The 15,384-nt window shown below is 62.1% G+C and carries 12 protein-coding genes; 2 read left to right on the top strand and 10 right to left on the bottom strand.

All coding sequences use genetic code 11. From position 1 onward, the window contains the following. From KTJ77_RS06555 to KTJ77_RS06585, 7 genes are all read right to left on the bottom strand, one after another. A complete protein-coding gene (locus tag KTJ77_RS06555; protein WP_254367384.1) occupies positions 1 to 831 on the bottom strand; it encodes a shikimate dehydrogenase in 831 nt (276 codons plus the stop codon). Further along, positions 831 to 2,288 carry an endolytic transglycosylase MltG gene (gene mltG / locus KTJ77_RS06560; protein WP_217337641.1) on the bottom strand — a complete coding sequence of 486 codons (1,458 nt, stop codon included), beginning with the start codon at positions 2,286 to 2,288 and terminating at the stop codon, positions 831 to 833. Before mltG ends, KTJ77_RS06555 begins: the two co-directional genes overlap by 1 nt. Continuing rightward, a complete protein-coding gene (gene ruvX, locus KTJ77_RS06565; RefSeq protein ID WP_217337642.1) occupies positions 2,285 to 2,761 on the bottom strand; it encodes a Holliday junction resolvase RuvX in 477 nt (158 codons plus the stop codon). Before ruvX ends, mltG begins: the two co-directional genes overlap by 4 nt. Further along, positions 2,758 to 5,418: an alanine--tRNA ligase gene (gene alaS, locus KTJ77_RS06570; RefSeq protein ID WP_217337643.1), complete on the bottom strand. Its 2,661-nt coding sequence runs from the start codon at positions 5,416 to 5,418 to the stop codon at positions 2,758 to 2,760. Before alaS ends, ruvX begins: the two co-directional genes overlap by 4 nt. Positions 5,419 to 5,461: 43 nt before the next feature. After that, on the bottom strand, positions 5,462 to 5,698 hold the full coding sequence (locus KTJ77_RS06575) for an ATPase (protein WP_217337644.1): 237 nt from the start codon (positions 5,696 to 5,698) through the stop codon (positions 5,462 to 5,464). A gap of 99 nt (positions 5,699 to 5,797) precedes the next feature. Continuing rightward, on the bottom strand, positions 5,798 to 6,427 hold the full coding sequence (gene rpsD / locus KTJ77_RS06580) for a 30S ribosomal protein S4 (RefSeq protein WP_217337645.1): 630 nt from the start codon (positions 6,425 to 6,427) through the stop codon (positions 5,798 to 5,800). Between the two features lie 230 nt (positions 6,428 to 6,657). Continuing rightward, complete coding sequence (locus KTJ77_RS06585) at positions 6,658 to 7,974, bottom strand: replication-associated recombination protein A (protein WP_217337646.1); 1,317 nt, start codon at positions 7,972 to 7,974, stop codon at positions 6,658 to 6,660. A gap of 418 nt (positions 7,975 to 8,392) precedes the next feature. On the opposite strand from KTJ77_RS06585, the gene KTJ77_RS06590 reads away from it, so the two are divergent. Both KTJ77_RS06590 and KTJ77_RS06595 read left to right on the top strand, forming a co-directional pair. Next, positions 8,393 to 9,667 carry a DUF349 domain-containing protein gene (locus KTJ77_RS06590; protein WP_217338371.1) on the top strand — a complete coding sequence of 425 codons (1,275 nt, stop codon included), beginning with the start codon at positions 8,393 to 8,395 and terminating at the stop codon, positions 9,665 to 9,667. Between the two features lie 139 nt (positions 9,668 to 9,806). Then, on the top strand, positions 9,807 to 10,355 hold the full coding sequence (locus KTJ77_RS06595) for a hypothetical protein (RefSeq protein ID WP_217337647.1): 549 nt from the start codon (positions 9,807 to 9,809) through the stop codon (positions 10,353 to 10,355). Here the strand turns inward: KTJ77_RS06595 and KTJ77_RS06600 are convergent. The 3 genes from KTJ77_RS06600 to secD all read right to left on the bottom strand — a co-directional run bounded on the left by KTJ77_RS06600 (position 10,342) and on the right by secD (position 15,384). Continuing rightward, positions 10,342 to 12,597 carry a bifunctional (p)ppGpp synthetase/guanosine-3',5'-bis(diphosphate) 3'-pyrophosphohydrolase gene (locus tag KTJ77_RS06600; protein ID WP_217337648.1) on the bottom strand — a complete coding sequence of 752 codons (2,256 nt, stop codon included), beginning with the start codon at positions 12,595 to 12,597 and terminating at the stop codon, positions 10,342 to 10,344. The genes KTJ77_RS06595 and KTJ77_RS06600 overlap by 14 nt on opposite strands. 64 nt (positions 12,598 to 12,661) lie before the next feature. After that, positions 12,662 to 13,657 carry a protein translocase subunit SecF gene (secF, locus tag KTJ77_RS06605; protein ID WP_217337649.1) on the bottom strand — a complete coding sequence of 332 codons (996 nt, stop codon included), beginning with the start codon at positions 13,655 to 13,657 and terminating at the stop codon, positions 12,662 to 12,664. Further along, positions 13,657 to 15,384 (bottom strand): protein translocase subunit SecD, encoded by a 1,728-nt coding sequence (gene secD, locus KTJ77_RS06610; protein ID WP_217337650.1) that lies wholly within the window; start codon positions 15,382 to 15,384, stop codon positions 13,657 to 13,659. The genes secF and secD overlap by 1 nt, the downstream gene beginning before the upstream one ends.

Raw genomic sequence — 15,384 nt, forward strand, 5'->3', positions numbered from 1 at the left:
CTAGTCTCCCATGAGCGCGGCACGCATTGCCGCCAAGATGACGTCCTCGTTCATCAAGGGCGCGTGGACGTCTTCATTCACAAATACACGCACCTGCAGGAGCGCCTGATGCAGCAGCATCAGTTCTCCAGATGCGGAGGGTTTGCCCACGGAACCAAAGGCATCGGCGAGCTGGGTCGGCCACGGCGCGTAGACCGCGTCGAGCAGCACTCCCCCCGTTTCTGCAAGGCGCTCGGCGCTGGCAGCCGAAATCATGGTTCCGCCAGGCAATGTGGCAATCGTCGCATCAACCTCGCCGAAGCGGGAAACATCGTCCATCGCAATTGCCGTAGCGGTAATGCCGAGTGCGCCTGCGGCATGAAGAATGGGCATCGCCTTCGCGGGCGTTCTGGCAATCACCTCAACCGTTTCAGCTCCGGCCTCGGCCAACGCCACCATGGCGCTGGATGCGGTCGCCCCAGCCCCGATAATGCGAGCGCGGGTGATCTCGGTCACACCATTTTCACGCAGGGCGCCAAGAAAGCCGCCGATGTCGGTGTTGAAGCCGCGCGGTGCGCCTGCGCCGAGCAAAAGCGTATTGACGGCGCCGGTGCGCTCGGCCCTTTCGTCGCGCCATCCGGCCACGGCAAACGCTGCTTCTTTGAGCGGCATCGTGAGCGACAGCCCGCGATACGAGTCGTCGAGCCCAGCGAGTTCAGCGTCAAACTGTTCGGCGGTCACCTGGCGGCGAGAGTACTGCCAATCCAGTCCGAGCGCCGCGTACGCGGCAGTATGAAGCAACGGAGAGCGACTGTGCGCGATCGGGTCGCCCCACACCTGCAACGACCTCATTAGTCGTAGCATCCCGAGTCAGGGTTTTCTTCGCACCAGTCGTGCCAGAGCGCTTCAGCCTCAAGCTGCTGCGCATAGGTTTCTGAGAACACCGTTTCTCCGGTGTTCAGGTTGACCGTTACGAAGTAGAACCACGGGCCGGGCTCGGGGTGCATCGCGGCGTCAATCGCTTCATCACCCGAGTTTGCGATCGGGCCCGCGGGCAGGCCCGGGTGCAGATAGGTGTTGTACGGGTTGTCGTTGGCGCGGTCGGCGTCCGTCGTTGCCACGACGCCGTCATGCAGCTTGCCGACGCCGTACGCGACCGTCGAGTCCATCTGCAACAGGCCAAAGGTTTCCGTGTTTTCCGGGCCGAGGCGGTTGTAGATGACCTGCGCAACCTTGCCCATGTCGCCTGCGCCCGCTTCACGCTGAATAATGGCCGCCACGGTCAGAATGCGCTGACGTTCCTCGACTGGCACGCCAGCGGAATCAAGCGACTGCAAGGTGCGGTTCACCATCGTGGTGATGACGTCGTTCGCCGTCACGCCCTCGTTGAACTCATAGGTAGCCGGAAACAGCCAGCCTTCAAGCGTCGCAGCCGAGACGCCATAGACGGAAGGATCCGCCGTCGCCGCCTGCAGATCTTCAATGGGAATCTGCAGCGAATCCGCGATCGTCGGAAGAATAGTCTGAAGTGTCTCGCCCTCACGGAGCAGCACAGCGTTTGCGAGCTTGTTATCGACATTGCCGAGGACCTCGACCGCTGCCGCCGCCGTCATCTTCTGTTGAAGCTTGTAGGTGCCAGGGTAGAAAGTCGGCGTCGGCGGGTTCTCGCGCAGCCAGTCGTAAAAGATCTCATCGGTTTTCGTGACGCCTGCCTCATGCAGTGCGTACGAAATCTGCAGGCCACCGTCACCCGGCTGAATCGTGAACATGACCTCGCCTTCGGCGATGCCTGCTTCGTAGTCTTTCGACTCCCCCATGCCAAGGAAGTCTTGAATCTTATCGCCGTACGTGTTCCACACCCAGAAACCACCGGCAGTGGCACCACCGAGCAGTGCGAGCAGGACGACAAGCGCCACAATGCAGCCAGCACGCTTCTTCTTCTTAGGTGCGGCCACGGCGTGATCGCCAAAAATGTCAGTCAAGGGATTCTCCGGCGTCACGTCGTTGTTGGCGTCAGTACGAATCGCGTCAGTGCGCATGGCCATCGCCGACACATCCGAGCGGCTGGGAAAGAGTTCTGCCGCTTGCCGTGCGAGATCGGCATCTGCGGCAGGCGACGAAGCCGGAACCTCTGCAGCGGCAGGCGCGGATGGTTCCGCTACGGACGACGTCGGAACCTCGTCTGCCGCGGGCATGACAGGTGCCGTGGGCGGAACGGGCGTGGGTGCCTTGCCCCGGTGGGCGGCGGCTTCACGCATCTCACGGCGCGACATCGGGCGCGGCTGATCGTCGTTGGTGGGAGTCGTCATGACCGAGGCTCCGATTCGGGTGAAATCAAGAACCCGGGGGCGGTTCCTGAACGCTTTTCCGTGTCGATAGCGTGCTGCAAAATGACCACTGCTGCGACCTGATCGACAATGCTACGTGAGTTCTTCTGATTGCGACCTGAGGCACGCAATGCCGAATGCGCCGTCACGGTGCTGAGTCGCTCGTCCACCATGCGCACGGGAATCGTCGCTCCCAGAGCCAACTCCTCGGCGAACGCGCGAGCATCGGCAGTTGACGGCGTGTCCTCGCCGCGGAGGTTCATGGGCAGCCCAATGACGTACTCCAGCGTGCTGTAATCATCGGCAATCTCACGCACACGGGCAATTGCGCGCTCATCGCGCGGAACTGTTTCTACCGGCGTCGCAAGCATGCCGTCGGGGTCGCATTTCGCGACCCCGACGCGCGCTTTACCCACATCGATACCGATGCGGGTTCCGCGACGAAATTCGCTCACGCGGCCCCTACCGCGCGAGCAACAGCGTCCAGGGCTGCCGGAATCGCCTGCGCGTCCGTGCCACCACCCTGCGCCATGTCAGGCTTGCCGCCACCGCCGCCGCCGAGAATGCCAGAAGCAATCTTGACGAGGGCACCTGCTTGGGCGCCAGCACCGCGAGCTGCCTCAGTCGTGGCCACGACAATGACCGGGCGGTCTCCTGCGATTCCGGCAAGAGCAACGACGGCCTGCTGTGACATCAAGCGCTCACGCACCTGCGTCACGAGTGCACGCACATCGTCAGCTGAGCCCACGGTTCCGAGGTTCTCCGCGACGATCGTCCAGCCGTCTCGCGTCGAGGCCCCAGCGACGAGGTTCGGAACCTTGTCAGCGAGGGCGCGCGATTCAAACGCGGCAATCTTCTTTTCTGCGCTCTTCAGGTTTGCGCTGAGTTCGGCGATGCGAGTCGCCAACTGGTCGCGCGGGGTCTTCAGCGCGGCAGTCAGTTCGTTGACAAGGGCGCGCTCGGCAGCCAGCTCGCGGAAGGCGTCCTGTCCGACGAGAGCTTCGATGCGGCGGTTGGATGCGCCGACCGATGCTTCACCAATGACGCTAACGAGGCCGATTTCAGCAGACGTCGACACGTGTGTGCCTGCGCAGAGCTCACGCGACCACGGGCCACCGATGTCAACCATGCGCACGGTCGAGCCGTACTTCTCACCGAACAGCGCCATGGCTCCAGCGGCCTTGGCATCGTCAAGCGACATGATGCGGGTCGTGACTTCCAGGTTCGCCTGCACAGCGTTGTTCGCGATCTCTTCGATCTCGGTCTTGGTTTCAGCGCTCAGCGCCTGGTTCCAGGCAAAGTCAAAACGCATGTAGCCGGCACGGTTCAGCGAGCCAGCCTGCGTCGCTGTCTTGCCCAGCGTGTCGCGGAGCGCTGCGTGCACGAGGTGCGTTGCCGAGTGCGCCTGCTGTGCGGCGCGACGATTAGTGGCGTCGACAACGGTGGTCGCTGCCGCATCGAGCGTGACCTCTCCGGCGATAACCTCAACGGTGTGGCTGATCAGGCCAGCAACGGGCTTTTGCACGTCGATAACCTCGAGCTCAAATCCGTCACCGACGATCGTGCCCTTGTCTGCCACCTGGCCACCAGACTCGGCGTACAGTGCGGTCTCGGCGAGGATAACCTCGGCGATGTCGCCAACGCGGGCGACGGAGACGGGCAGCCCGTCAACGAGAATGCCGAGCACGCGCGACGACGTTTCCAGGTCGCTGTAGCCCGTGAACACCGTCTCGCCGAGCGAACGGAACTCGGAGTACACGGTGAGGTCAGCGATCTGACGCTTGCGCGATTTCGCATCAGCCTTGGCACGCGTACGCTGCGCGAGCATGAGCTCATCAAACGCGCCGCGGTCAACCGTGATGCCTGCCTCTTCAGCGATCTCCAGCGTCAGGTCGATCGGGAAACCGTAGGTGTCGTGCAGGAGGAAAGCTTCTGGGCCAGCCAGCGTGGTTCCGCCGGACTTCTTGGTCTCGTCAATAGCCTCATCGAGAATGGCGGAACCAGCGGTCAGCGTGCGCAGGAAGGTCTCTTCTTCGCCGAGTGCGTAGCGCTCGATACGAGCCCAATCGGTCTCCAGAACCGGGTAGCTCTCCTTCATCGCGTCACGCGATGCGGCGAACAGGTGCGCAAACGTCGGGCCTTCAACGCCGAGCAGGCGCATCGAACGGATCGTGCGGCGCATCAGGCGACGCAGGATGTAGCCGCGGCCCTCGTTTGACGGCGTGACGCCATCGCTCAGCAGCATCATGGCGCTACGAACGTGGTCGGCGATCACGCGGAAGCGCACGTCGTCCTGAGCGTCTGCACCGTACTCGCGCCCGGACAGTTCGACAGCCTTGTCCAGGACCGGGCGAACCTGGTCAATCTCGTACATGTTCTCGACGTTCTGCTTGATGAAAGCGACGCGCTCGAGACCCATGCCGGTGTCGATGTTCTTGTGCGGCAGTTCGCCGACGATGTCGAAGTCAACCTTCGAGCGTACGTTCGTGATGAGATCCTGCATGAACACGAGGTTCCAGATCTCCAGGAATCGGTTGTCGTCGACGGCCGGGCCGCCATCCTTGCCATAGGCAGGACCGCGGTCGTAGTAAATCTCAGAACAGGGGCCCGCCGGGCCGGGCTGGCCAGTGTGCCAGTAGTTGTCTTCTGCGCCCAGCCGCTGAATGCGTTCCAGCGGAAGACCGGCAACCTTTTGCCACAGGTCGGATGCCTCGTCATCGGTCTCGAAAACCGTGACCCAGAGAGAGTCAGGGTCAAAGCCCAGGCCGCCGTCAGCTTCTGGCGTCGTCAAAAGACCCCAAGCCATCCGGATGGCTTCTTCTTTGAAGTAGTCGCCAAACGACCAGTTGCCGAGCATTTGGAAGAACGTGCCGTGACGGGCCGTCTTACCGACCTCTTCGATGTCGTTGGTGCGGATGCACTTCTGCACGTCTGCAATGCGCGGGTGCGGGGCCGGAACCACGCCAGAGAGGTAGGGAATGAACGGAACCATGCCAGCGATCGTGAACAGAATCGACGGGTCATCGCTGACCAGCGATGCCGACGGCACGATGGTGTGGTCGTTCTTCTCGAAGTAGTCCAGGTAACGCTGGGCGATATCCGCGGTCTTCATAACGTGAGGAGTCGTTCCTTAGTGAGCGGTGAGCTCGGGTGAATCAGTTGGTCTGCTGTGCGCTCTCAGCGGCGCTCACAACGGAGGCTGTGGCATCTTCTACGATCGCATGAAGCGTGTTTTGCTGATCGCGATAGGCGTCTGACATGCGATCGGTGAACTCGGTAATGCGCGCATCCACCTGTTCAAAAAGTTCGTGGCCACGCGGATCCTTGTTGATCAGGTGGGCAGCAACGAAACCACCGATGATGCCAAGCACGAACCAGCGTAGGTTCTTCATGTCATGTTCCTCGTCGTCGGGGCGCTGGAAACCAGCACGTCTCCATCGTAGACGCGAAGAGGCGCCGGGAATCCCGACGCCTCTCCAAAAGCGCTGTGATTAGCGAGCTGCGTAGTACTCGACGACGAGCTGAACTTCACAGGTCACGGGGACCTCTGCGCGCTTCGGAGCGCGCACAAGGCGTGCCTGAAGCTTGTCGAGCTGAACCTCGAGGTAACCCGGAACCGGGGGCAGAACGTCGGCGTGACCGCCGGCTGCTGCAACCTGGAACGGTTCGAGAGCTTCGCTCTTCTCCTTGACGTGGATGAGCTGACCCGGCTTCACGCGGAAGGAGGGGCGGTCAACCAGCTGGCCGTCAACGAGGATGTGGCGGTGCACGACGAGCTGACGTGCCTGCGCCGTGGTGCGAGCAAAACCTGCACGCAGCACGAGAGCGTCAAGACGCACCTCGAGGATCTCGACCAGGTTTTCACCGGTCAGACCATCAACGCGGCGAGCCTCGTTGAATGCGATGCGGAGCTGCTTCTCGCGGATGCCGTACTGGGCGCGAAGACGCTGCTTCTCACGAAGACGAACAGCGTAGTCGCTGTCTGCCTTGCGCTTGGTGCGGCCGTGCTCACCCGGGCCGTATGCGCGCTTTTCAAGAATGCGTGCAGCCTTGGGGGTAAGCGGGATTCCGAGCGAGCGCGACAGGCGCGCCTTGCTACGGGTACGAGACTTCGTCGACACGAAGGCCCTTCCTTTCTGACGTGGTCACGTCGTTCATGACTCACGGGCGTATCCCCGCTTCCTCGCCCACTATGTGCGCACGCCGGGGCACTCACAGTGGTGGTGGAGAGGAAGGAGATGCTCGAAAACTTGGTTCGAGCCGCGTCAATGCTACCAGACACCAGGAAGCGCGCCTGGGAAACGCCCGTCGTACGAGGAGGTCGCGTCACGCGCACCTGCTGTCGAAATGATCAGCTCTCGAGAATGCGCCGGATGCGCTCGAGGCGCGCCGCAACATCGCGCTCCGCCCCGAGGTTCTTGGGTTCGTAATAACGCCGGCCCACGAGTTCGTCTGGCAAATACTGTTGCGACACCACACCGACCTCATGGTCGTGCGGGTACTTGTAGCCCTTACCGTGCCCGAGTCGTTTCGCCCCCGCATAGTGGGCGTCGCGGATGGGCTTGGGTACACGGCCAAAGCCGCCGGCGCGCACGTCGGCAATGGCAGCGTCGATTGCCACATATGCGGCGTTCGACTTCGCCGTGGTGGCGAGGTAGACGGTCGCTTCCGCAAGCGGAATACGCCCCTCGGGCATACCGATAAAAGCGACCGCATCAGCCGCGGCAACGGCAATCACGAGCGCATGCGGGTCGGCAAGGCCAATATCTTCAGCGGCAGAAATGACGAGACGACGCGCGATAAAGCGGGGGTCTTCGCCTGCCTCGATCATGCGCGCAAGGTAGTGGATTGCAGCGTCGACATCGGAACCACGTATTGACTTAATGAACGCACTGATGACGTCATAGTGTTCGTCACCCTGCCGGTCATAGCGCAGCAGGGCACGATCGACCGCTTGCGAAACGTGCTCGGCTGTGATGGTCGCCTCACCGTTGTCATCGCCGGCAACGACAGCCGCAGCTTCTAGCGCCGTCAAAGCGCGACGCGCATCGCCTGAGGCCAGATGCACGAGTGCGTTCAACGCTTCGGGTTCGAGCGACACCTTGCCGTTGAGTCCGCGCACATCGCTCACTGCCCGCTGCACAAGCACCGTGAGGTCTTCATCTGTCAGCGGAGCAAGCGTCAACAGGAGCGAACGGGACAACAGCGGCGAAATGACGGAGAATGACGGGTTCTCTGTCGTCGCGGCGATCAAAATGACCCAGCCATTCTCCACACCTGGCAGCAGAGCGTCTTGTTGTGCCTTCGTGAAGCGGTGAATCTCGTCAAGGAAGAGGATCGTGGTGGCGCCGTAAAGATCGCGCTGGGTCATGGCGTCTTGCATGACCTCACGAACGTCTTTCACGCCGGCGGTGATGGCACTGAGCTCAACGAAGCGTCGACCGCTGGAACGGGCGATAGCCTGCGCGAGCGTGGTCTTGCCCGTGCCTGGAGGACCCCACAGGATCACCGAAACGGCGCCGGGGGCCGCATCACGATCAGCCAGTTTCACCAGGGGTGACCCCGGACGCAGCAGGTGTTGTTGGCCAGCGACCTCGTCGAGCGACGTGGGGCGCATTCTCACAGCAAGCGGAGTTTGGCCCTGATGAAGCGCAGCGGACGAGGTCATACCCCCATGCTATCGACGGCCTCGGACGCTCGCCGATTCCGGCACCGGAGGCGTCACCGATGACGGCACCGCACCAGTGGTTCCGTCTCTTCGAATGAAACACGCGGTGCGACGTTTCGCCCAGGGTTGAACTGAACTCTGCCCTGCGTACTAGGCTGTTGCTGTCCTTTCCACTCCACCACGGCGGCCGCCGCGTCAGGAGAATCACGTGTCCAGCACAGAGCCCACCAACGAAGAAGCAACGACCCCCGAGGTCGCAGCTGAAACTGTCGAATCCCCCGAACAGGAGGTGACGACGAACGAGGCTGTTACCGAAGAGCAGACGCCCGCTGTTGAGACGGCGGTTGCGGATTCTTCCGCGCCTGCTGCTCCTGCTGCAACCGCCGAGACGGCAACTCCCGCGCCTAAGCCTGCGCCGATGCCGCGCCCGGTACCGAAGGCTCCTGCCAAGCCCGCTGCGCCCGCCGCTCCTGCGGAACCATGGGGTCGCGTTGACGAGGCTGGCGTCGTGTCGGTCCGTGAAGGTAGCGAGTGGCGCGTCGTTGGTGAGTACCCTGACGGCACTCCCGATGAAGCACTCGCGTACTTCGTGCGTAAGTTTGATGAGCTTGAGTTCAAGGTGCGCATCCTGGAGCAGCGTCGCGGTAGCGGCGCCTCGGCCGCTGACCTGGCTCAGCAGGCCGCACACGTCAGCAAGGAGTTGGATGGCGCAGCTGCCGTCGGCGACCTCGCTGGCCTTGTGGCACGCATCGCGGCACTGACCGAAACGCTGAGCGCCGCGACCGAAGAAGAACAGCGCGCCCAGCGCGAGGCTGTCGACGCCGCCATCGCAGAGCGTACGGTGCTCGTCGAAAAGGCCGAGGCTCTCGCCGCCCGCGACCCGAAGACGGTGCAGTGGAAGGTGGCTTCTGCCGAGCTTTCCGCACTGTTCGACGAGTGGCAGGCACACCAGCAGACCGGCCCGCGTCTGCCCAAGAACACCGCAAATGACCTGTGGAAGCGTTTCCGCAACGCACGTAGCACGGTCGAGCGCCACCGCCGCGAGTTCTTCGCTCAGCTCGACGAGACTCACAAGGGTGCCCGTCAGACGAAGACGAAGCTCGTCGAGCGCGCCGAAGCTCTGGCATCGCGTGGCGAAGAAGGTATCGCCGCTTACCGCTCGCTTCTTGACGAGTGGAAGACGTCAGGCCGCGCAGGTCGCAAGGTTGACGACGCCCTGTGGGCTCGTTTCAAGGCAGCAGGTGACGCCCTGTACGCCGCACGCGCCGAGCGTGATGCGGCTGAGCAGGCCGAGTCCCTCCCCCTCATCGAAGCACGCAAGGCGCTTCTCGTTGAGGCGGCCGCTGTCGCTGATGAGGCTGACCTTCGTAAGGCTCGTCAGCTGCTCACCGGCATCCAGCGTCGCTGGGACGAGGTTGGTCGCATCTTCCCGCGTGACAAGGAACGCCAGCTCGACGACGAAATGCGCAAGATCGAGCAGGCACTGCGCTCGCGCGAAGACGTTGATTGGAAGAAGAACAACCCGGAGACGCAGGCTCGCGCCGACGGCATGAGCCGTCAGTTGCTCGACGCTATCGAGAAGCTGGAATCGGAGCTGGCTGCCGCTGAGAAGGCCGGCGACGCGAAGGCCGTCAAGGACGCAAAGGAAGCGCTGGACGCTCGCCGCGCGTGGCTGAAGGCGCTCGGCGCCTAAGTCGTCATTCGTTTCGAAGGGGTGTCACGCGCAGGCGTGGCACCCCTTGTTCTTTCCACTGAAGGGCTCCTCCCCCGGTTTGTCCACAGAATAGGTCGGAACCACGGTGCGGCGCCGCATGCTGGCTCAGACTGGGCGCATGAGTAGCGCAGTGAAGTTTCCTGGCCATCCGCTGTCTTTGGCTGAGCTATCCGCCGCGGCACTCGACGGCGACGTGGTTCCGCTCGGCGAGGGCTACGTGCCGACAGACGCACCCGAGACGCCCTGGCTGCGTGCGCGTTCGCTCGCACCGATGCTGGCGCCTGCGATGGCTGCCACGCACGCCGTCGCTGCCTGGGTATGGGGCGCACTGGCAGAATGCCCGGCGGCCATTACCGCGCAGCGTGCCACAGCTCACCGCGTGAATGTCGGGCCCCGTGCGCGAGTCGTCTACCGCGATGGTTTCGTCGGTGAAGATGACCTGGTGTGGTTCGGCGATGTTGCCGTCACGAGTGTTGAGCGCACGATCGCTGATTTGGCGCGCGAGAGAGACATGACGGTCACCAGGTTGATGATCTTCAACCATCCGCGCGGCGTTGCCGGCGCCGTGTCGTGGTGTTTGCAGCACACGAAACTACCCGGTGTACCAAAGGCGCTGTTGTTGCTCCAGGCGCTCGCTACCGACGGTGAATCCGCTACGACTGGGTGACGCGATAGACGTCGTACACCGCGTCAATACGGCGCACCGCGTTCAGAACCCGATCCAGGTGGACGGTGTCGCCCATTTCGAATACGAAACGGCTCAGGGCAAGGCGATCGTTCGTGGTCTGAACGGTCGCAGACAAAATGTTGACGTGGTGTTCCGAGAGCACTCGTGTCACGTCTGAGAGCAAGCCGGAGCGATCCAGGGCTTCTACCTGGATCTGCACCATGAAGACGCTCTTCGTGGTCGGTGCCCAATCGACCTCAATGAGGCGATCCTTATCCTGCTTCAGTGCAGCCACGTTATTGCAGTCGGCGCGGTGTACGCTGACGCCGCTGCCGCGGGTGACGAAGCCGACAATCGCATCGCCAGGTACCGGGGTGCAACACTTCGCGAGCTTCACCAGAATATCGGGTGCTCCGCGCACGAGGATTCCGGAGTCACCGTTGCGGGGCGCGCGCGACTTGCCAACGGTTGGAATCTCGATGGGACCGGTAGCGGTGTCGTTCGCGTTGACAATCGCCGCAACCTTTTCCAGCACCGACTGGGTGGAGATATGCCCTTCGCCGACAGCCGCGTACAGCGCTGAGACATCTTCGTAGCGCATTTGCAGTGCGACTTCCAGGAACGAGTCCTGGTTCATCAGGCGTTGCAGTGGCAGGTTCTGGCGGCGCATCGCACGTGCGATCGCGTCCTTACCCTGCTCGATGGCTTCTTCACGACGTTCCTTCGTGAACCAGCCACGAATCTTATTGCGCGCGCGTGTCGACGCGACAAAGTTCAGCCAGTCTTGGCTGGGGCCAGCGTCGGGGTTTTTCGAGGTGAAGACCTCGACGATCTCGCCCGAGTTGAGTTTCGTCTCCAACGGCACCAGGCGTCCGTTGACCTTGGCACCCATGGTGCGATGGCCAATCTCCGTGTGCACGGCATACGCGAAGTCGACGGGTGTGGCACCGGTCGGGAGCCCAATCACTCGTCCCTTCGGGGTGAAGACGTAGACCTCTTTCGCACCGATTTCAAAACGGAGCGAGTCAAGGAACTCACCGGGGTCAGCCGTCTCTGCACCCCAGTCGGAGATGCGCGCGACCCAGGCCAGATCAGCGTCTGTCGCCTTGGTGTCTGCACCGTTGCCTGCCATGCGCTCTTTGTATGCCCAGTGCGCAGCGACACCGTACTCGGCCTGCTGGTGCATTTCGTATGTACGAATCTGCAATTCGACCGTGCGTCCGCCCGGGCCAATAACGGTCGTGTGCAATGACTGATACAGGTTGAACTTGGGGGTGGCGATGTAGTCCTTGAAACGACCGGGCAGGGGCGTCCAGCGTGCGTGCAACGCACCGAGAACGGCGTAGCAATCACGCACGGTAGGAACCAGGACGCGAATACCGATGAGATCGTAAATGTCGTCGAAGGAACGACCACGCACAATCATCTTTTGGTAGACCGAATACAACTGCTTCGGCCTACCCGCCACCTTGCCCTTGATGCGTTGCGCCCGAAGATCTTCCTCGACGGCCGAGATGACGCTCTTCACATACTGCTCGCGCTGCGGCGTGCGCTGTTTAACGAGCGACTCAATCTCGGCGTACATCTTCGGGTGCAAGACCGCAAAGGACAGGTCTTCCAGCTCGCTCTTTACCGTCTGGATACCCAGGCGGTGCGCGAGCGGCGCGTAAATCTCAAGTGTCTCGGTCGCCTTCTTGGCGGCCTTTTCCGTGGGAACGAAGCCCCACGTGCGCGCATTGTGTAGACGGTCAGCGAGCTTAATCATGAGCACGCGAATGTCTTTCGACATCGCGATGATCATTTTGCGGACGGTCTCGGCCTGAGCACTCTCGCCGTACTTGACCTTGTCAAGCTTGGTGACGCCGTCAACGAGAAGCGCAACCTCGTCACCGAACTCGGCCTGCAACTCCTCGAGCGCGTACCCGGTGTCTTCCACCGTGTCGTGCAGCAAAGCCGCCGCGATGGCACGCGGCCCAAGACCCAGCTCAGCAAGAATCTGCGCCACCGCTACGGGGTGGGTGATGTAGGGCTCACCGCTCTGGCGCTTTTGGCCATCGTGCTTCTGAGAAGCCACTTCATATGCCCGCTCGATGATCGTCAGATCACCGCGCGGGTGGTGCGAACGCACGGTACGCAGCAAATGCTCCATATCGTCGCGTCGCACCGACCGGGAGAAGATGCGCGGAACCATCCAGCGCAGGCTGGAGTGATTACCGGGGGCAGGAGGAACTGTCTCTGTCATACGTTCCACCTCCCCCGGTACATCTCAGCTCATCATAGTGCGCGGGCACGCCCGCACCTGCGCATCAAGCAGCTTCGCGCGCAGCGAGCACCTTCGCGTCGTGACGCTGGATGTCCGGCTCCGACTCACGCAGGAACGAGTACAGCGGCGCCGCAACAAACAGCGTCGAGTATGCCGCCACGATGATACCCACGGTGATGGACAGCGAAATGTCGCTCAACGTCTGAGCACCCATCCACATCGCACCGATGATGAGGATGGCTCCCACGGGAAGCACGGCCACGATCGAGGTGTTAATGGAGCGGATGAGCGTCTGGTTAACGCCGAGGTTGACCGACTCACCAAACGTGCGCGTTGAGGCCGAACCCTGTTCCCACGTTGTCTCTCGAATCTTGTCGAACACGACGGTGGTGTCGTAGAGCGAGTAGCCGAGGATCGTGAGGAAGCCGATGACGGCGGCAGGAGAAATCTCAAAGCCGAACGCTGCGTAGATGCCGAGCGTGATGATGAGAACGTCGAGAAGGCCGATGATCGCAGCCAGCGACATCTTCCAGGTGCGGAAGTAGATCGCCAGAATCAGGAACGCGAGAGCGAGGAAGACGCCAAGGCCCCACAGCGATTGCTTGGTGACGTCTGCACCCCATGACGGGCCAACGAAGCTCGCGGTGACGGCCGTGCTCTCTTCAACGCCGAACTTGTCAGCCAGCGAAGCCGAGACCAGTCGTGTCTCTTCCTGCGACATCTGCGACGTCTGCACGCGGATATCGGTGCCACCGACGGTGGTCACCTTGGTGGTGGCATCCGGAACGACGCTAACCACGGCGTCGCGGGCATCTGCCTGCGCTGCAATGGATTCGTCGGCGGTCGTCGCCCCCGACACGGTGAACTGGGATCCGCCCGTGAACTCAATTGAGAACTGCGGAACACGGATGAACAGCACAGCGATCGAGGCGAGAACGAGCGCTGCCGCGATGATGAACCACAACTTGCGCTTCTGCACGAAGGGAACGGAGCGTTCACCGGTGTACAGGTCATTACCGAGTTGACTCATAGCACCCATTAGTCTTCGTTCCTTTCCTTCGTCGTGGTGGCATTTCGGGCGGCGGAAGCCTCCGCAGCCTTGCGCTCAGCGATCGTCTGACGGCGCTGCGCTTCGCCACGGCTCTTGGCATCCTTCGCGGCCTTACCGCGGCTGGCAGCCGTCGTCGGAACCGCCTTGAACTGGGCACGCTCACGGTAAACAGCGCCGAGTGCTTCCGCGTTCATACCGGAGAACGGGTGTCCTCCACCGAAGAAGCGGGTGCGCGCAAGCAGCTGCATGACGGGGTGCGTGAACAGGATGAAGATCAATACGTCGATGACGGTGGTCAGACCCAGCGTGAAAGCGAAGCCCTTCACCGACGAGTCAGCGAGCACGTAGAGAACCACTGCTGCCAACACGTTGATCGACTTGGAGATGTAGATCGTGCGCTTGGCGCGGTCCCAACCGTCTTCCACAGCCGCGGTTACCGACTTGCCATCGCGGAGCTCATCACGAATACGTTCGAAGTACACGATGAACGAGTCCGCGGTGAAACCGATCGTGACGATCAAACCAGCCACACCGGCGAGCGAAAGGCGGAAGCCCATGCGCCACGCCAGGATGCACAGCGTGATGTATGTGATGACAGCCATCACCGCGAGTGACGCGATGATCACGACACCCAGTGCACGGTAAGAGATCAGGGAGTACAGCGCGACGAGTGCGAGACCAATCAACGCGGCGATCAGACCGATCTGCAGCTGCTGGGTGCCAAGCGTCGCCGAGATCTGCGAGTTGGACTGCGTCTCAAAGCTCAACGGCAATGCACCGAACTTCAGCTGCTCAGCAAGAGCCTTCGTGCCTTCGGCATCCAACGTCGGGCCAGAGATCGACGGGCGACCGTCAAGAATCTGTGCCTGCATTTCAGGTGCGGAGATCACGAGACCGTCTAGCACGAACGCGAATTGACGCTGCGAACCGGTCATGGTCACCAGCCGCTTGCTGATCTCGCCGAAGATCTTGGTGCCCTCGTCGTCGAAGTCGAGCTGCACAAGCCACTGCGCGCGCTGCTGGTCGTAGCCATTGGTCGCGTCATCAATGTGTGAACCGTCAAGTTCAACCGGGCCGAGGATGTACTTCGTGAAGCCGTCAGCGTCACACGCGATCATCGCCGCGTCCGTATCTGCCTTCGACGGGTCGTTCTGCGGTGCAGCACAGTCGAATGCGTTGAACTGTGCGGCGAGTTCTTCCGTCACCCAGTTCAAGTCGGAAGCGTTGGTCGGCTCTGTCGCCGGCGTTGCTGCCAGTGACTGCGTCGGCCACGGGTACGGCGTTTCGGTTCCGTCTTCGCCGATAAAGGTGTTCGCGCCCTGCGAGGCCGCAAGCACGGGGCGCAACGTCATCTGTGCGCTGGCTTCGAGGCGGTCGCTGGTTTCTTGGTCGATGGTTCCGGGAACCTGAACGACGATGTTGCGGCCACCCTCGGTGAGAATCTCCGATTCGGAGACGCCGGAAGCGTCGACACGCTGACGGATAATGCCGACAGCCTGTTGCAGCTGTTCTGGCGAGGGGTCCGCCCCATCTTCCGTCTGCGCGGAGAGCGTGATCTGCGTCCCGCCCTGCAGGTCGAGCGCGAGCTCAGGGGTCCATGAGCTCTTTTCGAAGACGAAAACGCCGAGGGCGTTGACGCCGAAGAGCACCGCAATAACAGCGACGAGTCCGATGAGCGCACGCCACGCGTGCCGGACAGGAGTTGATGTGGCCAC

It is taken from the genome of Microbacterium sp. NC79 (assembly GCF_019061125.1).
Taxonomy (GTDB): Bacteria; Actinomycetota; Actinomycetes; order Actinomycetales; family Microbacteriaceae; genus Microbacterium.